Source organism: Termitidicoccus mucosus (assembly GCF_038725785.1).
Lineage (GTDB): Bacteria > Verrucomicrobiota > Verrucomicrobiia > Opitutales > Opitutaceae > Termitidicoccus > Termitidicoccus mucosus.
The window spans coordinates 748,299-769,255 of sequence record NZ_CP109796.1; the positions used below are offsets into that span (position 1 = coordinate 748,299).

Sequence of the window (20,957 nt, forward strand, 5' to 3'; positions counted from 1 at the left end):
GGGCTGCGCTCAAGCCCGCAGGCATCGAATGATGAGAAATCCCCGCGGCATTTCGCATTTTTTCGCAACGACTTGACGCGCCTTGTGGGGGAAACCCTGAACATCCTGCATTGTGCTGGTGTTAATCTTGCTCAACATTGTCGCAGCCACATCAAAATCGGATACACACTCACGCATGAAAAAAGCGCTTATCACTGGTATCACGGGGCAGGACGGCAGCTATCTGGCCGAGCTTCTTCTTTCGAAAGGCTACGAGGTCCACGGCATCATCCGCCGCGCCTCGACCTTCAACACCGATCGCATCGATCACCTCTACAAGGACCCGCACGTGAACGACGTGCGCCTCTTCCTGCACTACGGGGACCTGACCGACGCCGTCCAGCTCGTGAAGCTGCTCTATAAACTCCAGCCCGACGAGATCTACAACCTCGGCGCGCAATCGCACGTGCGCGTGTCGTTCGACGTGGCCGAATACACCGGCGATGTCGTGGGGCTCGGGGCGCAGCGCATCCTCGAGGCCATTCGCGAGGCCGGCCTCGTGAAGAAAGTCCGCTACTATCAGGCCTCGTCGTCGGAAATGTTCGGCAAGGTGCAGGCCGTTCCGCAGACCGAGACGACCCCATTCTGGCCCCGTTCGCCCTACGGTTGCGCGAAGCTCTACGCGCACTGGCTCACGGTCAACTATCGCGAGAGCTACGGTCTGCACGCGAGCAGCGGCATCCTCTTCAACCACGAGTCGCCCCGCCGCGGCGAAACTTTCGTCACGCGCAAGATCACGCGAGCGGCCACCCGCATAAAGGCCGGCATTCAGGACACGCTCTACATGGGCAACCTCGACGCCCGACGCGACTGGGGTTATGCGAAGGAATATGTCGAGATGATGTGGCTCATGCTCCAGCAGGACAAACCCGACGACTACGTGGTGGCGACCAACGAGACCCATTCCGTGAAGGAGTTCATCGAGGAGACGTTCGGCCTGCTCGATCTCGACTGGCGCCGGTTCGTGAAATACGACGCGCGCTACGAGCGCCCCGCCGAGGTGGATCTCCTCATCGGCGACCCGGCCAAGGCGCAAAGGCAGCTCGGCTGGGAGCCGAAAGTCCGCTTCAAGGAACTCGTGAAAATCATGGTCGAGCACGACCTCGCCCTTGCCCGGCGCGAGGCGCAGATTGCCAGCCTCGTTTAAGGAAATCCCAAATTCCGAACTCCCAAATCACAAAAAAATTCCAAATACCAAAATCACAAAATTCCCAAAAAACATCGATGCGCCGCCCCGCGCCCTTTGAAATCTGAAAATTTGGAATTTCGGGATTTTTTGGGATTTGGGAGTTCGGAATTTGGGATTTCTCACCCGCCCGCAGCCTGAAAAATTTTCCACCACCCAACCGCTTGCCGCCTCCCTTCACACCATGAAACTCTTCATCGCAGGACACAAAGGCATGGTCGGCTCGGCGCTCGTGCGGCGTTTCCAAAACGAGCCCGGTGTTGCCATGCTCACGCGTCCGCACAGCCAGCTCGACCTTACCAGCCAGGCCGCGGTCGATGAGTTTTTCGCCGCCGAGAAACCCGACGCCGCGATCATCGCCGCCGCGAAGGTCGGCGGCATCCACGCCAACAATACCTATCCCGCCGACTTCATCTACGACAACCTCATCGTCGCCGCGAACACCGTGCACGCCGCCTTTCGCCACGGCGTGAAGCGGTTCCTTTTCCTGGGCAGCTCGTGCATCTATCCAAAGCACGCACAGCAGCCGATGTCCGAGGACTGCCTGCTCACCAGTCCGCTCGAGCCCACCAACGAGGCCTACGCCATCGCCAAGATCGCCGGGCTCAAGCTCTGCCAGTATTATCGCAGGCAATACGGCGTGCTCTTCCACTCCGCGATGCCGACGAACCTTTACGGCCCCGGCGACAATTACCATCCGGAAAACTCGCATGTATTGCCCGCGCTGATACGCCGCTTCCACGAGGCTCGCGAGGCCGCCCTGCCCGAGGTGACCGCGTGGGGCACAGGTTCTCCGCGGCGCGAATTCCTGCACGTGGACGACCTCGCCGACGCGTGCGCCTTTTTGCTCCGCCTCGACAATCCGCCCGACTGGATCAATGTCGGCACCGGCACGGACGTGACCATCAAGGAGCTTACCGAGACCGTTGCCGACGCGGTCGGCTACAAGGGCCGGATTGCGTGGGACACGTCAAAACCGGACGGCACGCCGCGCAAGCTCATGGACGGCAGCCGCCTCGCCGCGCTCGGCTGGAAGGCGAAAATCCCGCTCCGCGACGGCATCCGGCGAGCCTATGCCTCTTTCCTTGACGAAAAGGCCCAAGGCATCCTGCGCGGGTGACGCGACTTCGGACGAAAGCGCGCTGTCCATCATGTAGCGCAGGTATCCCTGCTTGCCGGCGAAACAGAAGGCGCGAAGCGTCGCCTGCTCCTTTTCAGGAAATAAATGAGCGCTTCGCGCGATGAATCAACGACGGCAGGCAGGGATGCCTGCGCTACATAAGCAAATATACCGGCTACAATGCCTTGGCCACTCGCTCCAGCGCGGTCTCGACGTTTTCGCGGCTGTTGAAGGCGCTGATGCGGATGTGGTTCTCCCCGCAACGGCCGAAGCCCGCGCCGGGTGTGACCACGACCTGCGCGTCGTTCAGCAGGCGGTCAAACGCCTCCCATGAATCGCGTCCGGTGTTGACCCATATGTAGGGCGAGTTGTCGCCGCCGACGCAGGGCAGGCCGAGCTTTTGCATCGCGGCGCGGATGAGCGCGGCGTTGCCGAGGTAATAATCGGTGAGGGCGCGCGTCTGCCGCCTGCCGGCATCGGTGTAGATGGCGGCGGCGGCGCGTTGCACGGGATACGAGACGCCGTTGAATTTGGTCGTGTGGCGGCGGTTCCAGAGCGCGTGCAGGGAGTGCTCCTTGCCGGATGCGTCGAGGGCCGTGAGGTTTTTCGGGATGACCGTGTAGGCGCAGCGGGTGCCGGTGAATCCCGCGGTCTTGGAGAAACTGCGGAACTCGATGGCGACATCACGCGCGCCGGGGATCTCGTAGATGCTGCGCGGGATTTTCTCGTCGCGGATGAAGGACTCGTAGGCGGAATCGTAGAGGATGATGGCGCGGTTTTCGCGGGCGTAGGCGACCCACGCAGCCAGTTGCTCGCGGGGGGCCACGGCGCCGGTGGGATTGTTGGGAAAACAGAGGTAGATGAGATCGACGACGCCGGGCGCGGGCAGGGCGGGGACATAGCCGTTGGCGGGCGTGCAATCGAGGTAGGTGATGCCCTCGTAGCGCCCGTCGGCGGCGGAGCCGGTGCGGCCGGCCATGACGTTGGTGTCCACGTAAACCGGATACACGGGATCGGGGATGGCGAGGCGGGCGTCGGTGGAAAAAATCTCCTGGATGTTGCCGCAATCGCACTTGGAGCCGTCGGAAACGAACACCTCGTCGGCGCTGATGTCGCAGCCGCGGGCGGCGTAGTCATGCGCGGCAATGGCCTCGCGCAGAAAGGCGTAGCCCTGCTCGGGGCCGTAGCCGTGGAAGGTTTCGCGATGGGCCAGTTCGTCGGTTCCGGCGTGCAACGCCTCGATGCACGCCGGCGGAAGGGGCTCGGTCACATCGCCGATCCCGAGGCGGATGACGGCTTTGTCCGGGTGCGCCTGCTGATAGGCGGCGACACGGCGCGCGATGTCGGCGAAGAGATAGGAGGCCTTGAGTTTGGTGTAGTGTTCGTTGATACGGATCATGGGAAAGGGAGCAGTAGGTTAGAAAATGTATCCGATGCGCGTTTGCAATAGGTGAACTCTGCAAAGCGCGCACTTGAATTAGTTGAGCAGGTCGGGTTAATTCAAGCGTGGCATGACGCCGCCCTAATCTTTTACCCATGCAGAAAATCACAACGGTTTCAGAAATGCGAAAATTGGCCGACACGCTGCGCGCGCAGGGGAAAACCATCGGTCTGGTGCCCACGATGGGAGCGTTGCATGACGGGCATTTGAGCCTGGTGCAGCAGGCCAAGACCGAGGCGAATGTGGTGATCGTGTCGGTCTTCGTGAATCCGACCCAATTCGGCCCGAACGAGGATTTTTCCAAATATCCCCGCGACATCGATTCCGACACCGCGCTCGCCGCCGAGGCCGGGGCGGACTTCGTGTTCGCCCCCTCGGTGGAGGAAATGTATCCGAAAAACTACTCGACCTATGTGAACGAGGAAGTGGTGGCCAGGCCGCTCGAAGGCGCGTCGCGGCCTTCGCACTTCCGCGGCGTGACGACCGTGGTGGCAAAGTTGTTCAACATCACGCGGCCGGATGTGGCGGTGTTCGGGCAAAAGGACGCGCAGCAGGCGGCGGTCATCATCAAGATGGCGGAGGACCTGAATTTCCCGGTGCGCATCATTGTCGCCCCGACGCTGCGCGAGGAAGGCGGCCTGGCCATGAGCTCGCGCAACCGCTACCTGACCGGCGCGCAGCGCGCCGAGGCGCTGGCCTTGCACGAGGCGCTGAATTTCGCGAAAAACATGGTGGAAAAAGGCGAGCACCGATCCGACCGGCTCGTGGCGGAGATGACGCATATCCTGGGACAGCATCGCCGCGTCCGGGTCATCTACGTGGCGCTGGTCGACCATCGCACGATGGAGCCGATGCGCGAGGTCGAGCCCGGACGCTCCATGCTCGTCGTCGCCGCCTGGGTGGACGAGGTGCGGCTGATCGACAACATCACTTTGTGAGTTCCGGACAAGCCAATGAACGATTTCGCGACTCCGCCGAATCACATCAAATTTCTGGCCAAAAGATTGTTTGGGAACTGCGGGCGAATCATCGATGGCGCGATTGCATATCTGGAACCGGGCGGAGGAGGGCCGGAAACCGATCACACCCATGCGCACGACCATTTGTTTATTGTCGTCAGCGGGCAGGCCACGATTCGACTCGGCGGGGAGCGGAAAACATTAAATCCCAACGAAGCCTTTTTGGTAAAGGGCGGGATACCGCATTCAGTTTGGAACAGTGACGCGCAGACCACCGTGATGGTTGGCATATCCGTCGAGGCGGAGGAACGCAAAAACGCCTGACCGCGCGGGATGCACCGTGATATCAAAGTGTCAGTTTCACTACCATGACCCACAATTATGACGTTCTCGTCGTCGGCAGCGGAATCGCGGGGCTGAGCTTCGCACTCAAAGTGGCGCGGGCGGGCCTTTCCGTGGCATTGCTCACGAAGAAGAACAAGGCCGAGTCCAACACCAATCACGCCCAGGGCGGCATCGCCGTGGTCACGTCGCAAACGGACGATTTCGACTCGCACGTGCGCGACACGCTCGTGGCGGGCGACGGTCTGTGCAACGAGCGCGTGGTGCGCGAGATCGTGCAGGACGGCCCGGCGCGCGTGCGCGAACTCATTGAGCTCGGCCTGGAGTTTTCCCGCGACAAGGCCGGCGCCTTCGAACTCGGGCGCGAGGGCGGGCACAGCGCGCGGCGCATCCTGCACGTGAAGGACATGACCGGCGCGGCCATCGAGGAGGCGCTGCTGCGCGCGGTGGGATGTGAAAAACGCATCGCGCTGTTCGAGCATTTCTTTGCCATTGATGTCGTCACGACCTCAAAGCTCGCCGGGCGGGCGGCGCGCCGCGGACCGAACCGTGTCGCCGGGCTTTATGCGCTCAACGTCCGCGCGGGGCGCGTGGAGACCTTTCGCGCTCCGGTGGTAATGCTGTCCACCGGCGGCGCGGGCCAGGTTTACCGCTACACGACCAACCCCGACATCGCGACCGGCGACGGCATCGCGATGGCGTGGCGCGCGGGCGTGGAGGTGCGCAACATGGAGTTCACGCAATTTCACCCGACCGCGCTTTACTCGCCCGAGGGCGGGCGCTTCCTCATCAGCGAGGCGGTGCGCGGCGAGGGCGCGGTGCTGCGCAATGCATCGGGCGAGGCGTTCATGTCGCGCTATCACGAGATGGCCGATCTCGCGCCGCGCGACATCGTGGCGCGCGCCATCGACACCGAGATGAAGACCTCCGGCGCCCCCTGTGTGCACCTCGACATCACGCACAAAAGCCGCGCCTTCCTGCGCGCGCGTTTTCCGCGGATCTTCGAAACCTGCCTCGGCCTCGGCATCGACATCGGCAAACAGATGATCCCCGTCGTGCCCGCCGCGCATTACACCTGCGGCGGAGTGGCGACCAGCCTGTCCGCCGAGACCAGCCTGCCCGGCCTCTACGCCTGCGGCGAGGTGGCCTGCACCGGCCTGCATGGTGCCAACCGCCTCGCCAGCAATTCGTTGCTCGAGGCCGTCGTGCTCGCGCATCGCGGCGCGGAGTCGGTGCGCGCGTATCTGGAAAACAGCCACGCGCTCGCTCCACGCGGACGAACCCGGGCGGGGACGCGCGATTCCCTGGACATCCCCGCCTGGAAGGACCTCGGCGGCGGCGACGTGGACGAGCGCGTGGTCATCACGCACAACTGGGACGAGCTTCGCAGCGCTATGTGGGACTACGTGGGCATCGTGCGCACGACAAAACGCCTCGAGCGCGCCCGCCGCCGCGTGGCGAACCTCGCCCGCGAGGTGGACGAGTATTATTGGAATTTTTCGGTGGACACGCGCCTGCTGGAATTGCGCAACTTGGTGCAGGTGGCGCGGCTCGTCGTCGCCTGCGCCCGCCAGCGCAAGGAAAGCCGCGGACTGCACTCCATCGTGGACTTCCCCAAAAAACTGAAAACGGCGCGCGATTCGCGGATGCGCAAAACCACCGCGTGATACGCGGGGCGGTTGAAAGGTCGGATTGGGACGATTGAAATCGCCTCCAATCGACTTATACCATTTCCGAACGAAATTTATATTTTGGTAGGGCGAGGCGTCCCGCCGAGCCGTGGGGCAGCAACGGCTCGGCGGGACGCCTCGCCCTATTTTGATAAGCCTAAAAATGATTCAGAAATGGTTATTGAGTCGATTATGCCGCCCCAACCCGGCGCCGCCGGGGATTGACGGCGGCGGATTCATGGGAATTCTGGTTTTATGATGCGCAAGTATCGTTTCTTTATAATTGGGGTCGGGTATCGCTTGATGTTGGGAATGGCAGTGGTGGTCGCGGGTTTGCTGGCCGGGGGTTGCGGTAAAAAGGAGCCTGCGCATCCGGCAGCTTTTTTGATTCCAGCGGATGATGCGAGTTTTGAAAAACTGGAGCGACGCGGCGCGGGATGGGATGTCGTGCCGTCGGGTCGCGATGTTTCGCTGCCCGACGGCGTGCGCGCGCACTTGGTCCCGGCCGGGGGCGGAACCGGCACCACGCTGGCGGGACCGGCAAAGCTGAGTCATGAAGTGCCGCCGCCGGACAAGTTCGATGCCTTGGCATCGCCGCTGCCCGACCTAGCTTCGTGGACGTATTCCGGGAAAACCGAACGCGCGGGCACCGTGCATGTGACCTCGCCGTTTGGCGTGACCCGTTTCACCGCGCCGGAAATCAACTGGGTGGCAGAGGCCGGGATTAATTATGATGTGGTCGTGGTCGATCTTGACGACCCGGACGTGCGCTGGGCGTCGGTGCGGGTACGGCCTCCGCTGGCGTTTGCGAAGCTGGAGTCCGCCCGGGGAGTCAAGGAACTGCGCGCCGACCGGTTATACGCGGTGGCGGTGCGCGAGGCGGGCAGCGATATCGAGGTGGGGTTGATGCGGTTTCTCGTGACGGCGGATGCGGACGACACACCGTCGCCCGACTCTCCCGATGCGCTGTTGCTGGAAGCGGCGGCGGCGATGGCGAAGAAGCCGACCCGCACCGGCGACGCGTGGCTGGCCTTGTCGCGCCTGCCCGAAAAATGGGCCGGACTGGAACTGGCGCTGCGACTGCGACTGCTGGTTGCGGCGGAACTGGGCCTGGCCGGCGAAGTGGCGGCAACACAGGCCAGGCTCGGCGCGCGGACAAAATAGACGGGGTGCAGAATCGCCCCTAAACAGGTCACTCGAAATTTTTTTTAATAAATCTCCGGTTCATTCGTTTATCCGGCAACAGGTCACACTCAAAACCCTTATGACCCAATGAACCAGGAGCCCGTCTATGAAAAAAGCAAGGATGACGCCGGGAATTTCATTCCGTCCGTGGTGGCGGAGCATCAGGGCGCGCTCACGCGTTACGCGGCGCGCCTGCTTGGCGGCGATGCCGACCGGGCGCGCGATGTCGTGCAGGACACATTTGTCCGCCTCATGGCCCAGCCCCGCGAGGGCGTGGACGGCCACCTCGCCGAATGGCTTTTCACCGTCTGCCGCCACCGCGCGCTCGACGTGCTGCGAAAGGAGGGGCGCATGAAACGCTTTGACGAGGGGCAGGCCGAGCGCGTGACTGCGGTCGAACCGCGGCCGGGCCGCGCGCTGGAGCAGGCCGAGGAGCAGGCGGCGCTGCTGCGGCTCATCGACGGACTGCCCGCAAACCAGCAGGAGGTCATTCGCCTGAAATTCCAGAATGGTTTCAGTTACAAGGAAATAAGCCGCATCACCGCGCTCTCGGTCAACCATGTGGGCGTGCTGATTCACAACGCCGTCAAACGCCTGCGCGCCGACTTTGCCGCGCAGCAATCATAAACGCGGGAGCGAAACGAAAACCAGGAGACGAAACACATGAGCAACGAAAACAAACCCGATTTTTCCGAAAACCAGGACAACCACACCGGCCACCTCGACGATCCTCGCCTGACCGCCTACGCGCTGGGCGAGATGGACATGGATGAACGCGCCGCGTTCGAAGCCGAGGTGCACGACGATGCCGCCGCGCAAGCCGCGCTCGCCGAAATCCGCGCGCTGGCCGGCGACCTGCGCGCCGCCCTTGCCACCGAGCCCGTGAACGGGAGCGCGGGCATTCCTGCCCGCGAATCCGCTCGCGACATCGCGGACAGGAATGTCCGCGCCCCCGAAAGTGTGCCGAACATCTTGCCCGTGCTTGGCGTCCTCGACGGCGGCGCGGCTGACGTGGACGAGGTCGCGCACGAGCGGGAACGCCAGCGCGAACGCGAGGATGATCCGTATAGGCGGAGACGCCGCCGTTTTCCTTATTTCCTCGTATCCGGCTTGGCGGCGGCATGTTTCGCAGTGTTTTTCTTTGCGCGTGTTTTGCCGCAGCAACGCGGATTTGAGTTGGAGAGAAGGGCACAACTGGAGGCGACTGTGGCCGAGCGGAGGCGCGCGGCAAACGAGATGAGGGCAAGAGTATATGGGGAAGCCTTGATAGCTTCTGAAACCCGGAGAGTGGCACGCGAGGCCAGAGGGCCGGAAGAGACAGCTCCAAGCGCGCCATCGTTCGCCGGGTATCATAACACCGAATCCTACGCCCATCAGCCGGACAGCCGTTTCTCCCGCGTGGCCGATGCGCCCGTCTCAACCTTCGCGGCGGACGTGGACACGGCCAGTTACACCAATGTCCGGCGTTTCCTCGACGGCGGACGCCTGCCGCCGCCCGACGCCGTGCATGTCGAGGAACTGGTCAACTATTTCCCCTACGACTACGCGCCGCCGCCGCGCGACAGCGAAGCGCCGTTTGCCGCCTCTATGGAGGTCGCCGCCGCGCCATGGAATCCCGCGCACCGGCTCGTGCGCATCGGCATCAAAGGCCGCGAACTCGACGCCGCCACACGCCCGCCCGTGAGCCTCGTTTTTCTGCTCGATGTCTCCGGCTCGATGGACGAGCCCAACAAGCTTCCGCTCGTGAAGGACGCCATGCGCATGCTGCTCGACACGCTCCGGCCCGACGACCGCGTGGCCATCGTCACCTACGCGGGCTCGTCGGGGCTGGCGCTGCCCTCCACGCCCGCGTCGAAAAAGCGCGACATCCTCGCGGCGCTCGACGCGCTGCGGGCGGAAGGCTCGACCAACGGTGCGATGGGCATCCAGCTCGCCTACGATGTCGCCAAGGCCAACTTCATCGAGGGCGGCGCGAACCGCGTCGTCCTCTGCACCGACGGCGACTTCAATGTCGGCGTCACCAACGACGGCGACCTCACCCGGCTCATCGAGGAGAAGGCGCGCTCCGGCGTGTTTCTCACCGTGCTCGGCTTCGGCATGGGCAATTACAAGAACTCGAAACTCGAACTTTTGGCTAACAAGGGCAACGGCCAGCACGGCTACATCGACTCGCGCATGGAGGCGCGGCGGATGCTCGTCGAGCAGGCGGGCGCGACGCTCGTCACCATCGCGAAAGACGTGAAGCTGCAAGTCGAGTTCAACCCGGCGGCGGCGCAGTCGTATCGGTTGATCGGATACGAAAACCGCCGGCTCGCCCGCGAGGATTTCAACAACGACAAGGTGGACGCCGGCGAGATCGGCGCGGGACACACCGTGACGGCGCTCTACGAGGTCGTGCCCCTTGGCGCGGATGACGGCGCGGCCGCGGCCCCCGGCGTGCCGCCGGTCGAGCCGCTGAAATACCAGATCGCCGCGCCGCAGCTCGCCAACCTGGAGCTGGCGAGCGAATTGCTGACGCTGAAAATCCGTTTCAAGGCTCCCTCGGCGGACCAAAGCGAGATGCTGGAGTTTACGCTGGAAAACTCGTCACGGGGATTTGCCGAGGCGAGCCGTGATTTCAAGTTCGCCTCGGCCGTGGCGGCGTTCGGCATGGTGCTGCGCGACTCGCCGGACAAGGCCGGCGCGGATTACGACAAGCTGCTCGACTGGGCCGAAAGCGGCCTCGGTCCCGATGCCGACGGGCGCCGCCACGAGTTTCTGAGCCTCGTCCGCCGGGCGAGGGAAATCGCGGTGAATTGAGGGCGCCTTGAAATGCCGTCAGGCAGGGGGCCGACACAAGAGCGGGCACTGAATGGCGTTTAGATAAGAGAGACGCTTGCGCAAGGAGGGGCGGCGTCCCGCCGCCCGACGAGGCGAAAGCCTCGCCCGTTAGGACCTGTTAGCACTATTGAGGAGTAGCCAAGAGAGAGCGAAGGAGACGAAAGAGCGGAAGAGGACATCGAGCTTGTCGTAGCGGGTGAAGACGCGACGGAAGCCCTTGATGCGGCGGAAGAGGCGCTCGACGTGGTTGCGCTGGCGGTAAAGTGCCTGGTTGAGTTTCCAGGGTTTTCGACGCAACGGGTTGGGCGGGACGACAGGCTTGAAGCCGAGCAGGCAGGCCAAGCCGCGGGTTTCGTTGCCTTCGTAGGCCATGTCCATGGCCAGGGCGCATCCATGCCTCGGGCATCCCAACTCGCCAATCAGCTCGCGTCCCTCGGGTCCGTCGCCGTTCTGCCCGGGCGAGAGGCGGAAGCCGAGGGCATGGACATCATTCGCGGCAGCCAGATGAATCTTGGTGTTCCGGCCTCCTCGTGATTTGCCGATCGCCTGAGGCCCGTTTTTTTCTCCGCCCCGGTCCCATCGGGGTGGACCTTCACGCTGGTACTGTCCAGCGACACCACCTTCAGCTCCAGATGCACCAGCCCTTCCTTCTGCAGCCGCTCGAACACCCGGTCCCATACTCCGCTTTTGCTCCAGCGATTCATCCGCGTGTAGATCGTGTGCCAGTTCCCAAACCTCTCCGGCAATCTCCTCCATTTGCACCCGTTCTCCGCCACATACAGCACCCCGTTTAGAAAGCTCAGCACATCAATGCTCACATTGCCCCGCTCCACCGGCAGGCTGTCCTTGATTCTCTCCAGGTGTTCCTTCGTCAGTTCCATTCCCCTCCTCATACGCATAAATCACCGTCAAGTGCAATTAATGTTAACACGCCCTAGCGCGTGGTTTATCGAGATCGAGGCACGACGGGCACGCGTTCCGCGTGTCGGGCGGCGGGACGCCGCCCCTCCTTGCCGGCACCGGAAGCATGCCACGGCAATTTGCTTAACGGCAAAAGCCAGGATGGATTTGCCCGCGCCGCCCGTTGCCGGCATGATGGCTGATGAAAATCTCCATCATGCCCGCCGCCCGAATTTCCCTGTTTCGATCTCTTCCTTTTCGCGTTCTGGTTGCTGTTTTCGGCGTTCACATCACCGGCGCCGCCGCGCCTGCCGCCCAGCCGGCGCTTCCGGCCTTCGATCTCGCCGCGCACGAGGCACCGCGCGTCACCCGGCTCGTCGGGACTGCGCTCAAGAAGAAACCGCGCACCATCACGAGCGTCGTCAACCCGCGCAGCGCGGGCGGGGTGCATGACTTTTCATCCGAGGGCGATTATTGGTGGCCCGACCCGGCCAATCCGGACGGCCCCTACATCCAGCGCGACGGATTGAGCAACCCGGACAACTTCGTCGCGCACCGCCGGCTCCTGATCGCGTTTTCGCGCGATGTGGCCGCGCTCGCCGCCGCCTACAAGCTGACGCGCGACGAGCGTTATGCCGCGGCGGCGGCCCGGCATCTCCGCGCGTGGTTTGTCGGGCCCTCGACGCGCATGAACCCGAGCCTGCTTTACTCGCAAGCGATCAAAGGCCGCGCCACCGGGCGCTCCATCGGTCTGATCGACACGCTGCACCTGTGCGAAGTCGCGCTGGCCGCCGAGACACTGCGCGGCGCGCAGTCGTATTCAAAAAACGATGACACGGCGGTCACGGGCTGGTTCCGCGACTACCTGCACTGGATGCGCACGCATGCCTATGGAATCGAGGAGAGCGAGGCGAAGAACAACCACGGCACCTGCTGGACATTGCAAGCCGCGTGTTTCGCCACGCTGACCGGCGACGCCGGGACGCTCGCGCTTTGCCGGCGGCGGCTGAAGGAAATCCATCTGCCGGACCAGATGGCGGCCGACGGGAGTTTCCCGTTGGAGCTCAGGCGCACGAAGCCCTATGGCTACTCGATCTTCAACCTCGATGTGATGACCGCGCTCGGGCAGATACTGGGCGCGCCCGGCGAAAACCTCATCACGTGGGAACTGCCCGACGGGCGCAGTCTCGCGCGAGGCATCGCCTGGCTCGCGCCCTGTCTCGCGGACAAATCGAAGTGGCCGCTCAAGCCGGATGTGATGTATTGGGACGACTGGCCCGTGCGTCAGCCCGCGCTGCTTTTCGGCGCGCTGGCCGCGGGCAGGGCGGACTGGCTTGAGATTTGGAAAAAACTCGATCCCGACCCCGAGGTCGAGGAAGTGCAGCGCAATTTCCCCATCCGGCAGCCGGTGCTTTGGGTGCGGCAGTGAAGCCAGCATTTTGCTTGGCTTCGTGGAGGGACGGCCTCCGTGCCGTCCGCTTCGGAGCAGATGGACGGCACGGAGGCCGTCCCTCCACGGGGCCGAATCCGATTCTTTCGGGACCTCGGCAAAACCGCGGGGCAATTTAAAATGCCCTGGTCTCGGCGGGCTCGAGCGCGGTGACCAGAACCTCGACCGTCATGCGGCGATCGCCGGTGCCGCGGTAGGTGCCTTTGATCGGCGACACGTCGGCGTAGTCGCGGCCGGTGGCGATTTTTATGTAGCGGTCGTCGGGCTGGGTGTTGTTGGTCGGATCGAGTCCGCGCCAACCGTGATCGGGCAGGTAAATCTCGACCCAGGCATGGCTCGCCTGCGCTCCGCGAAGCGTGTCGGCGGGGCCGTTGTAGAGGTAGCCGCTGACGTAGCGCGCGGGAATGCCGAGGGAGCGGCAGATGCCGAGCATGACGTGCGCGAAGTCCTGGCAGACGCCCTGGCGGTCGCGGAGCACGTCGCGCATGTGCGTGTGGACGTTGGTGGCTGCGGGTTTGTAGGCGAAATTCTGGTGGATGTGCGCGGTGACGGCCTGCGCGGCGTGCCAGGCGTCGGCGATGTCCGCGGTGATGGCCTGGCCAAGGGCATGCGCGTCGGGCGTGGGCGCGGTGTAGTGGCTGGGCTGAAGAAACTCGAAGCATTGCGCGAGTCGCGCGCAGGCCGCCATGTCCGCAAGCGGCGTGGTCGTTTGCGCGGGTGCAAGGCGCCGGGTGGTGGTGGACACGGTGGCGCGGCTTTCGATGGCAAGCGCGGTGTGCGCCGTGGTGATCTCGAACTGGTGGACGTGGTTCTGGTGAAAATCGATGAAGTGCGTCGTGCGCGAGGGCGGATCGGTTGTGAGCTGATAGTCCAGACAGATTTGTCCGTCGGCGGTGAGCGGCTGGAGGCGGGCCTCGTTGAAACTGTCCCGCACGGGGGTGGCGTAAGCGTGGTGCGTGCGGTGGAGGACGTGGAGGTGCATGCGGAATGCGGAAGTAGGAAGGCAGATTGCGGAACAGGGACGCGCCGGCGGTGGTTTGGTTCTTTCTCTTTATTCTTTATCTTTCCTCTTTCTCTCCGTGGGCACCTCGAATGAAGAGAAAGAGGAAAGATAAAGAATAAAGAGAAAGAATAATATCCGTATTCATTGTTGCTGCTGCTCTTCCTGCTGGCGGATCTGGTCGTCCTCGATTTGCTGGAAGGCGTGGAGAATGTAGGTGCGGAAGAGGGCTTCGCCGATGGTGTTCAGCTTGGTTTGGAGGGCGTCGATGTAGGTGTGCAGGCCTTGGTCGAAGATTTCGTCGGTCGTGCCGTAGAAGAGTTCGGCGAGGAGGCGTCCGGAGAGTTTTTCGGCGTCGTTGGAAAAGCTTTCGTCGCCGACGCCGGAGATGCGGCGGAGGGCGGTGTTGAGCTGTTGCACGCTGAAGCGCACGGAGCGTGGAAAATCCTCGGAGAGCAGGAGCAGGTCGGCGACGTGCGCGGGCAGGATTTCGGCGCCGTGAAGGGCCTGGTAGGCATCCCAGGCGGAGCAGGAGCGGAGCACGGCGGCCCATTCGAGCGCGCCGGCCTGGGTGATCGCGCCGGGCGCGCCGCGCGCGGGAAAGGCTGCGTGGCGGACATCGAGAATGCGCGAGGTCTTGTCGGCGCGCTCGATGTATTTGCCGGCCTGGATGAAACGCCAGCCTTCGTTGCGCACCACGGTGGCGTGCGTGATGCCCTGGAGGTGAAGGGCGGATGCCTTGATTTCCTGGAAGAATTGCGTGGGATCGGAACGGAAGGAGGCGCGCGCACCCGCGGAGCGGAGAAACAGGTAGAGGCGGTTGAGCTCCTCCCAGAATTCGTTGGGAATCTGGTCGCGCACCATGCGGGCGTTCTCGCGGGCGAGCATCACGGAGCTGAGGATGGAGTTGGTGTTTTCGGTCTGGAAAACAAGGAACTCGATGACGGCGTCGCTGGTGGGAATCGGGTGAAGCGCGCTGAAGAGGGTTTCGTCGCCGGCGCTCTGGACGACCGGCAGCCAGTGCGAGTCGAGCGTGTGCTCGTCAAAGTGCTGGAGATCGAGGGAAAGCTGGAGGCTCACATCGACAAGGCGCGCGGTGTTGTCGGCGCGCTCGATGTAGCGGCTCATCCAGTAGAGGGAGTTTGCGACGCGGCTTAACATAAAGAGGGGAAAAGGGTGGATGGATTGTGAACGGTGCGGTGGTTTTGGTTCTTTCCTCTTTATTCTTTATCTTTCCTCTTTCTCTTCATCCGGGACGCTCTCGGAGAGAAAGAGGAAAGATAAAGAATAAAGAGGAAAGATGGTTCAGGGGTGGGCGGGGTTAGTCTCCATTGTGCAAAACCCAGGTGTCTTTGCTGCCGCCGCCCTGGGAGGAATTCACGACCAGCGAGCCGCGGCGAAGGGCGACGCGCGTAAGGCCGCCGGGTATCACGGTGACTTTCTCGCCGTAGAGGATGAACGGGCGCAGGTCGATGTGGCGGCCTTCGAGCGCGCGCGGATTGTCCTCGACAAAGGTGGGGTGGCGCGAAAGCGACACGACCGGCTGCGCGATGTAGCTGCGCGGGTCGGCCAGGATGCGCTCGCGGAAGGAGGCGCGCTCGGCGGCGGTGGATTGCGGGCCCATGAGCATGCCGTAGCCGCCGGCCTCGTTGGCGGATTTCACGACGAGTTCGCCGAGATGGTCGAGGATGTAGGCGCGGTCCTTGTCCTCGCTGGCGAGATAGGTCGGGACGTTCGGGATGATCGGGTCCTGGTCGAGGTAGTATTTGATGATGCGCGGGACAAAGTAATACATGACCTTGTCGTCGGCGACGCCCGTGCCGATGGAGTTGGCGAGCGAGACCCGGCCGGCGCGGTAGGAATGCACCAGCCCGGCGACGCCGAGCGCGGAGTCGGAGCGGAAGACGGAAGGGTCGAGAAAGTCGTCGTCGATGCGCCGGTAGATGACGTGCACGGGGCGCAGTCCCTTGGTGGTGCGCATGCAGACCGCCTGGTCGCGCACGACGAGATCGCGGCCCTCGACGATCTCGATGCCCATCTGCCGGGCAAGGCTGGCATGCTCGAAGTAGGCGCTGTTGTAAGGGCCGGGCGTGAGGATGACGACGGTCGGATCGGAGACGCCGGCGGGCGCGATGTGCCTGAGCACGTTGAGCAGGTCGGCGGGATAACTGCTGACGGAACGCACGCCGACCGACTCGAACAAGTCGGAAAACGTGCGCTTCATGGCGCGGCGGTTTTCCAGCACATAGCTCACGCCGGACGGGCATCGGGCGTTGTCCTCAAGCACCATGTAAGTACCGTCGGCGCCGCGGATGAGGTCCGTGCCGCAGATGTGGATGTAGATGTCGCCGGGAACGTTGAAGTTGACGAATTCCCGGCGAAAGTGCTTCGCGGACAAGACGTAGAAGGGGGGCACGACACCGTCCTTGAGGATGCGTTGCTCGTGGTAGATGTCGTGGAGAAAAAGATTCAGCGCGGTGATGCGCTGGATGAGACCGGCCTCGAGATGCTCCCATTCGTGCCGCGGAATGATGCGCGGCATGAGGTCAAAGGGAAAAACGCGCTCCGTGCCCTGCGAGTCCCCGTAAACATTGAAGGTGACGCCTTGCCGGAGAAAAAGCGCGTCCACGGCGCGGCGTTTGGTGTCGAGGTCGGGATGCGAGAGGGTTTTGAAATTATGAAGAAGTTTACGGTAGTGGTTGCGCACGGAGCCGTCGGCTTCGAACATTTCGTCGAAGAAGCCATCGGGATCGTAACCGTCAAAAAGAGGCGGCCTCGGGCCGGAGGTCGAGAGATTGAATGGCGGAGGGGAGTCGGTGGTGCTGGCCATGGCTTGTCTATGGCAGACTTCCATAGCAGGATGCGTGCGCAGGCGCGTTTTCATGCCGGCTGCGCACGCAAATTCATCCGAAATGCCGCTGCGGACGGTTTTCCGCCATGAGAGGTTTGCCTTCAGAGTGCGCCCGATGCGCGCACCCGCCCGCGATGCAACGGATGATGCCGGGCGCGCCGGACCGGTTTGAGCACGGAGGCTCAATACCGGCGCATGGCCGGATCGAGTTTCGCGGCCCATTCGTCGATGCCGCCCGCGACATTGCTGACGGCGGCGAGGCCTTGCGCGCGCAGCCATTGAGTGACGCGCAGGCTGCGGCTGCCGTGGTGACAGTGAATGAGCAGGTGCTTGTCGCGGGGAAGCGAACCGAGCGCGGCGGGAATGTCACGCATCGGGATGTGCCGGGCGCCTGCGATGCGGCAGCGCGCGTGTTCGTCGGGTTCGCGCACGTCGATGAGTTGCACGCGACCGGATTCGTCGCGAAGCAGCCGGGCGGTTTCTTCCACGGAAATCTCAAGCGGATATGAATCCATGCCGGACAAGAGTGAGGCAATCGGAGGGGATGTCACATTCTTTCGCCTCACCTTCGGCGTGTTCTTTCCTCTTTCGTCAGAAACTTGAGAAAGAGGAAAGATAAAGAAGAAAGAGGAAAGATTTCGGCGGATGGCATCACTTTGGGTTGCACCCGGGGAAACCCCGGTTGGCGCAAATGAAATTGCGCCGCCGGCAAAATTTCCGCCAAGCTGGCCGCCGACATGCCGCAACATTTTGCCGTCATCATTGCCGGGGGGAAGGGCGAGCGCTTCTGGCCGCAAAGCCGCGCCCGCCGCCCGAAACATCTGCTGCCGATCGTCGGCGCGAAACCGATGCTCGCGCAGACGCTCGACCGGGTGCGTCCGGTGGTGCCCGCGAAAAACATCTTTGTCATCACCGGCGCGGTGCAGGAAAAGGCCGTGCGCGAGGTGTGTGCGCGCCTGCCCGCCGCCAACATCATCGCGGAGCCCGTCGGACGCGACACCGCGCCGGCGGTCGCGCTTGCAGCGGCCCTCGTGGCCGCGCGCGATCCCGAAGGCGTGTTTGCGGTGCTGCCCGCCGACCACGTCATCCACGACGCGACGGCCTACCAGCGGGATTTGCGGGCGGCGTTTGCGGCGGCGTCCGCCGCGCCCGTGATGGTGACCATCGGCATAAAGCCGGACGAGCCCGCGACGGGTTTCGGTTATATCCAGCAGGGCGAGAAATGGAAGAACTTCGAGCGCTGCCCGGTGTTCCGCGTGAAGCGTTTCGTGGAAAAGCCCGCGCCCGAGGTGGCGCGCGGTTACCTGGAGTCGGGCGACTACGTGTGGAACGCCGGCATGTTTGTCTGGAGCGCGCCGGTCGTCCAGGCCGCGCTGGCCGCGCATGCGCCCGAACTGGATGCGGGGATGGCGCCGGTGCGCACGGCGCTGGCGAAGGGGCGGGAGGGCCGCGCCCTCGTGCCGGTGTTGAAAAAGATCTACCCGGCGCTCACCCGGATTTCCGTGGACTACGCGCTGCTCGAACGCGCCGACAACGTCGTGGTGCTGCCCGCGTCGTTCGACTGGGACGATGTCGGGGCCTGGCCGGCGGTGGCGCGGCACTACCGGCCCGACGCTGCGGGCAACGTCACGCGCGGGCTCGCGCTGGTCGAGCAGGGCGCGGGCAACATCGTGTTTTCCGGGGACGGCCATTTGACGGCGGTGCTCGGCGCGGACGACCTCATCGTCGTGCATACGCCCGACGCCACGCTCGTCGCGCCCAAGGCCAAGGCGCAGGAAATCAAGCGGCTCCTGAAGCGCATCGAGACGCTGAAAGGGGCGGCGAAGTGGCTGTAGGGAGGATTCCCCGACGAAGCCCTCCCGCATAATCTCGTTTGCTTTTCGCCGCCTGACGGGCAGACGATTCCCGCATGAAAATCTCCATCACCCAGAAGGAATACGCCCGCCTGCTTGAACTTGCCTACATGGGCATGTGGGTGGCGACCTCGCGCGAAGAGGATTTCGACGACGCGCACCCCGGGCGTTACGAGGCGGTTTACCAGATGCTCCTGCGCAACGCCCCGAACATGGGATGCGCGGACCTGGTCAACGGCGATCCCGATTCCGGCGGGGCAATGGCGGAATCGGAGGAACTGGAAAACGGCCGCGCGGGTGAATTGATCGAGAAATTCGAAAACGACTGCTTCTGGGATGAGCTGTGCGACCGTTTGGCGGAAAGGGATTTGGAGCGCGAACTGTCGAGGGAGCCGCCGTCGAAGGGGATGCCCCACGATGAAAAATTCACGCATGAGATGGACCGGGTGGACGCGCTTTCGGCGCGGTATCGCGACGAATTTGTGAAGCATGACCTGGACAACGTGATCGTGCTTTTCGGCAGCGACCGGCTGTCGTGAGCAAACCGGGCGGGGCGGAGGGTGCTTTGTCGAGCAATGGGTGCAATTCAAAGTCGTGCCATCGCCGGAATCTTTCTTCTTTATTCTTTATCTTTCTCTTTCTCTTTCGTCAGGAACGGGCAGGGGAGAAAGAGGAAAGATAAAGAATAAAGAAGAAAGATGGAATGACACCACTTTGAATCGCCTCTCCGAGCAATTGCCTGCCGCGCAATTGAAGCTTGAAGAGCGCCGTTTTATCCGCGCTTCTTTCCGGTTTCATTTTCACCACCCGCAACCCAACATCCCAAACACCCACCACAATGGCAGGCGTCGGAAAACTCCTCAAGCAAGCCCAGAAAATGCAGCGTCAAATCGAGACGCTCCAAACCGAACTCGAGGCCAAGGAACTCGAATTCACCAGCGGCGGCGGCGCGATTAAGATCAAAATCACCGGCGCGGGCAAATTCCTCGCGCTCGGCCTCGATCCGGAGTTTCTGAAGGAGGACGCAAAGTTCGTGGCGGACACGCTGCTCACCGCCATCCAGGACGCATCCACCCAGGCCAAGGAGCAGAACGAGGCCGAGATGAAAAAGATCACCTCGGCATTTCAGATGCCCGGACTGATGTGAGGGCAGGGGAGGGGACTTCAGGCAGCGCAACATGTCATGACACCCGCGTTTGAAAAACTGCAAAAGCAGCTTAGGCAGTTGCCGGGACTCGGATTCCGTTCGGCCGAGCGCATCGCGTTGCACCTGCTCGTGGAAAAACCCGCCCGGCTGCCGGAGCTCGTCGAGGCGTTGCAGGCGGCGGCCGCGACGGTGCGCCGCTGCCCGCGCTGCGGTAATCTCGCCGAGGACGGTCTTTGCGCGATCTGCGCCGACGAGCGGCGCGAGCAAGGCGTGGTGTGCGTGGTCGAGCATGTGCCCGACTTGGTCGCAATGGAACGCTCCGGCGCGTATCGCGGCGTGTATCATGTGCTGCACGGCCGCCTGTCACCGATCCAAGGCGTGCGGCCCGAGGACCTGAATTTCGAGGCGCTCTTCAGCCGCGTCGCGGACGGCGGGGTGCGAGAGTTGATCCTCGCGCTGTCCAACGATGTCGAAGGCGAGGCGACATGCCACTACCTGACCCAGCACCTGCCGGCGCCTGCAAACGGCGTGGAGGTGAAAACGACGCGCATCGGCTTCGGCCTGCCCAGCGGCGGCGGCGTGCTGTATGCGGACTCGGTCACGCTCAAGAGCGCGCTCGACGGCCGCCGGCATTATGAGTGAGCAGGAAACCCCGGCCCGGTGAATTTTCCGGTGTTGAAAACCGACTCCGCGCCGACACATTGCCCGTGTGGACGTGAAATCCAAAAAAGCAGACCAGCCGCCCTCGTTTGAAGAGGCACTCGGGCAACTTGAAGCCATCGTCGAGTCGATGGAATCCGGCGACATACCGCTGTCCGAACTGCTGGTCAAATTCGAGGAGGGCACCCGCCTGCTCAAGACCTGCGAGGCCCGCCTGAAGGAGGCCGAGATGAAAATCGAAATCCTTAAAAAACAGAAATCCGGCGCGGCCGCCTTCGAGTCCTTTCCCGCCTCCGCCGCCCGCGAGGACGATTGAGCCGCGCCCTCTCCGGTC

The 20,957-nt window shown here is 63.2% G+C and carries 21 protein-coding genes; 14 read left to right on the forward strand and 7 right to left on the reverse strand.

Annotated elements, in window-relative coordinates:
* Positions 1-175 precede the first annotated feature (175 nt).
* Together gmd and OH491_RS02580 are read left to right on the forward strand one after the other, a co-directional pair.
* Positions 176-1,186 carry a GDP-mannose 4,6-dehydratase gene (gene gmd, locus OH491_RS02575; protein ID WP_068769461.1) on the forward strand — a complete coding sequence of 337 codons (1,011 nt, stop codon included), beginning with the start codon at positions 176-178 and terminating at the stop codon, positions 1,184-1,186.
* 223 nt (positions 1,187-1,409) lie between these two features.
* Positions 1,410-2,345 carry a GDP-L-fucose synthase family protein gene (locus tag OH491_RS02580; RefSeq protein WP_068769846.1) on the forward strand — a complete coding sequence of 312 codons (936 nt, stop codon included), beginning with the start codon at positions 1,410-1,412 and terminating at the stop codon, positions 2,343-2,345.
* Positions 2,346-2,520: 175 nt separating this feature from the next.
* On the opposite strand, the gene OH491_RS02585 is transcribed toward OH491_RS02580, so the two are convergent.
* Positions 2,521-3,744 (reverse strand): LL-diaminopimelate aminotransferase, encoded by a 1,224-nt coding sequence (locus tag OH491_RS02585; RefSeq protein ID WP_068769460.1) that lies wholly within the window; start codon positions 3,742-3,744, stop codon positions 2,521-2,523.
* A gap of 137 nt (positions 3,745-3,881) precedes the next feature.
* Here OH491_RS02585 and panC point away from each other — a divergent pair, with 137 nt between their 5' ends.
* The 6 genes from panC (at position 3,882) to OH491_RS02615 (ending at position 10,741) form a co-directional block, all read left to right on the forward strand.
* Positions 3,882-4,724, forward strand: coding sequence for a pantoate--beta-alanine ligase (gene panC, locus OH491_RS02590; RefSeq protein WP_068769459.1), 843 nt, complete (start codon positions 3,882-3,884; stop codon positions 4,722-4,724).
* Between the two features lie 15 nt (positions 4,725-4,739).
* Positions 4,740-5,069, forward strand: coding sequence for a cupin domain-containing protein (locus tag OH491_RS02595; protein ID WP_068769458.1), 330 nt, complete (start codon positions 4,740-4,742; stop codon positions 5,067-5,069).
* 44 nt (positions 5,070-5,113) lie between these two features.
* Positions 5,114-6,754 carry an L-aspartate oxidase gene (nadB, locus tag OH491_RS02600; RefSeq protein WP_068769457.1) on the forward strand — a complete coding sequence of 547 codons (1,641 nt, stop codon included), beginning with the start codon at positions 5,114-5,116 and terminating at the stop codon, positions 6,752-6,754.
* Positions 6,755-7,012: 258 nt separating this feature from the next.
* On the forward strand, positions 7,013-7,921 hold the full coding sequence (locus OH491_RS02605; protein ID WP_145928644.1) for a hypothetical protein: 909 nt from the start codon (positions 7,013-7,015) through the stop codon (positions 7,919-7,921).
* 108 nt (positions 7,922-8,029) lie between these two features.
* Complete coding sequence (locus OH491_RS02610; RefSeq protein ID WP_068769455.1) at positions 8,030-8,569, forward strand: RNA polymerase sigma factor; 540 nt, start codon at positions 8,030-8,032, stop codon at positions 8,567-8,569.
* Between the two features lie 36 nt (positions 8,570-8,605).
* On the forward strand, positions 8,606-10,741 hold the full coding sequence (locus OH491_RS02615; protein ID WP_084441970.1) for a vWA domain-containing protein: 2,136 nt from the start codon (positions 8,606-8,608) through the stop codon (positions 10,739-10,741).
* Between the two features lie 129 nt (positions 10,742-10,870).
* Here the strand turns inward: OH491_RS02615 and OH491_RS02620 are convergent.
* A protein-coding gene (locus OH491_RS02620; RefSeq protein WP_145928461.1) for an IS5 family transposase occupies positions 10,871-11,643 on the reverse strand; the annotation gives its coding sequence in 2 pieces (ribosomal slippage) (positions 10,871-11,328 and positions 11,328-11,643; 774 coding nt in all).
* A 236-nt stretch (positions 11,644-11,879) separates the two neighbouring features.
* Between OH491_RS02620 and OH491_RS02625 the strand changes: the two genes are divergently transcribed.
* Positions 11,880-13,091, forward strand: coding sequence for an alginate lyase family protein (locus OH491_RS02625; protein ID WP_084442065.1), 1,212 nt, complete (start codon positions 11,880-11,882; stop codon positions 13,089-13,091).
* Between the two features lie 136 nt (positions 13,092-13,227).
* Here the strand turns inward: OH491_RS02625 and OH491_RS02630 are convergent, their stop codons facing one another.
* The 4 genes from OH491_RS02630 to OH491_RS02645 form a co-directional block, all read right to left on the reverse strand.
* Positions 13,228-14,094, reverse strand: a complete 867-nt coding sequence (locus tag OH491_RS02630) for a transglutaminase family protein (RefSeq protein WP_068769452.1) — start codon at positions 14,092-14,094, stop codon at positions 13,228-13,230.
* A 162-nt stretch (positions 14,095-14,256) separates the two neighbouring features.
* A complete protein-coding gene (locus OH491_RS02635; RefSeq protein WP_068769451.1) occupies positions 14,257-15,273 on the reverse strand; it encodes an alpha-E domain-containing protein in 1,017 nt (338 codons plus the stop codon).
* A gap of 160 nt (positions 15,274-15,433) precedes the next feature.
* Positions 15,434-16,942 carry a circularly permuted type 2 ATP-grasp protein gene (locus OH491_RS02640; protein ID WP_068769450.1) on the reverse strand — a complete coding sequence of 503 codons (1,509 nt, stop codon included), beginning with the start codon at positions 16,940-16,942 and terminating at the stop codon, positions 15,434-15,436.
* A gap of 203 nt (positions 16,943-17,145) precedes the next feature.
* Complete coding sequence (locus OH491_RS02645) at positions 17,146-17,478, reverse strand: rhodanese-like domain-containing protein (protein WP_068769449.1); 333 nt, start codon at positions 17,476-17,478, stop codon at positions 17,146-17,148.
* 222 nt (positions 17,479-17,700) lie between these two features.
* Here OH491_RS02645 and OH491_RS02650 point away from each other — a divergent pair, with 222 nt between their 5' ends.
* Both OH491_RS02650 and OH491_RS02655 read left to right on the forward strand, forming a co-directional pair.
* On the forward strand, positions 17,701-18,798 hold the full coding sequence (locus OH491_RS02650; protein WP_068769448.1) for a mannose-1-phosphate guanylyltransferase: 1,098 nt from the start codon (positions 17,701-17,703) through the stop codon (positions 18,796-18,798).
* 74 nt (positions 18,799-18,872) lie between these two features.
* Complete coding sequence (locus OH491_RS02655; protein ID WP_068769447.1) at positions 18,873-19,355, forward strand: hypothetical protein; 483 nt, start codon at positions 18,873-18,875, stop codon at positions 19,353-19,355.
* Between the two features lie 109 nt (positions 19,356-19,464).
* Here the strand turns inward: OH491_RS02655 and OH491_RS02660 are convergent, their stop codons facing one another.
* The gene (locus OH491_RS02660) at positions 19,465-19,680 is read right to left on the reverse strand and encodes a hypothetical protein (protein ID WP_334319164.1); all 216 of its coding nucleotides are present in this window, start codon (positions 19,678-19,680) and stop codon (positions 19,465-19,467) included.
* Positions 19,681-19,693: 13 nt separating this feature from the next.
* Here OH491_RS02660 and OH491_RS02665 point away from each other — a divergent pair, with 13 nt between their 5' ends.
* From OH491_RS02665 to xseB, 3 genes are all read left to right on the forward strand, one after another.
* Positions 19,694-19,963, forward strand: a complete 270-nt coding sequence (locus OH491_RS02665; protein ID WP_334319163.1) for a YbaB/EbfC family nucleoid-associated protein — start codon at positions 19,694-19,696, stop codon at positions 19,961-19,963.
* 36 nt (positions 19,964-19,999) lie between these two features.
* Positions 20,000-20,605 (forward strand): recombination mediator RecR, encoded by a 606-nt coding sequence (recR, locus tag OH491_RS02670; protein WP_068769446.1) that lies wholly within the window; start codon positions 20,000-20,002, stop codon positions 20,603-20,605.
* A 73-nt stretch (positions 20,606-20,678) separates the two neighbouring features.
* Positions 20,679-20,939: an exodeoxyribonuclease VII small subunit gene (xseB, locus tag OH491_RS02675; protein WP_068769843.1), complete on the forward strand. Its 261-nt coding sequence runs from the start codon at positions 20,679-20,681 to the stop codon at positions 20,937-20,939.
* The last annotated feature ends 18 nt before the right edge of the window (positions 20,940-20,957 follow it).

Coding starts and splice junctions, on each gene's coding strand:
- gmd (WP_068769461.1), top strand. CDS start 176: ATGAAAAAAGCGCTTATCACTGGTATCACGGGGCAGGACGGCAGCTAT.
- OH491_RS02580 (WP_068769846.1), top strand. CDS start 1,410: ATGAAACTCTTCATCGCAGGACACAAAGGCATGGTCGGCTCGGCGCTC.
- OH491_RS02585 (WP_068769460.1), bottom strand. CDS start 3,744: ATGATCCGTATCAACGAACACTACACCAAACTCAAGGCCTCCTATCTC.
- panC (WP_068769459.1), top strand. CDS start 3,882: ATGCAGAAAATCACAACGGTTTCAGAAATGCGAAAATTGGCCGACACG.
- OH491_RS02595 (WP_068769458.1), top strand. CDS start 4,740: ATGAACGATTTCGCGACTCCGCCGAATCACATCAAATTTCTGGCCAAA.
- nadB (WP_068769457.1), top strand. CDS start 5,114: ATGACCCACAATTATGACGTTCTCGTCGTCGGCAGCGGAATCGCGGGG.
- OH491_RS02605 (WP_145928644.1), top strand. CDS start 7,013: ATGATGCGCAAGTATCGTTTCTTTATAATTGGGGTCGGGTATCGCTTG.
- OH491_RS02610 (WP_068769455.1), top strand. CDS start 8,030: ATGAACCAGGAGCCCGTCTATGAAAAAAGCAAGGATGACGCCGGGAAT.
- OH491_RS02615 (WP_084441970.1), top strand. CDS start 8,606: ATGAGCAACGAAAACAAACCCGATTTTTCCGAAAACCAGGACAACCAC.
- OH491_RS02625 (WP_084442065.1), top strand. CDS start 11,880: ATGCCCGCCGCCCGAATTTCCCTGTTTCGATCTCTTCCTTTTCGCGTT.
- OH491_RS02630 (WP_068769452.1), bottom strand. CDS start 14,094: ATGCACCTCCACGTCCTCCACCGCACGCACCACGCTTACGCCACCCCC.
- OH491_RS02635 (WP_068769451.1), bottom strand. CDS start 15,273: ATGTTAAGCCGCGTCGCAAACTCCCTCTACTGGATGAGCCGCTACATC.
- OH491_RS02640 (WP_068769450.1), bottom strand. CDS start 16,942: ATGGCCAGCACCACCGACTCCCCTCCGCCATTCAATCTCTCGACCTCC.
- OH491_RS02645 (WP_068769449.1), bottom strand. CDS start 17,478: ATGGATTCATATCCGCTTGAGATTTCCGTGGAAGAAACCGCCCGGCTG.
- OH491_RS02650 (WP_068769448.1), top strand. CDS start 17,701: ATGCCGCAACATTTTGCCGTCATCATTGCCGGGGGGAAGGGCGAGCGC.
- OH491_RS02655 (WP_068769447.1), top strand. CDS start 18,873: ATGAAAATCTCCATCACCCAGAAGGAATACGCCCGCCTGCTTGAACTT.
- OH491_RS02665 (WP_334319163.1), top strand. CDS start 19,694: ATGCAGCGTCAAATCGAGACGCTCCAAACCGAACTCGAGGCCAAGGAA.
- recR (WP_068769446.1), top strand. CDS start 20,000: ATGACACCCGCGTTTGAAAAACTGCAAAAGCAGCTTAGGCAGTTGCCG.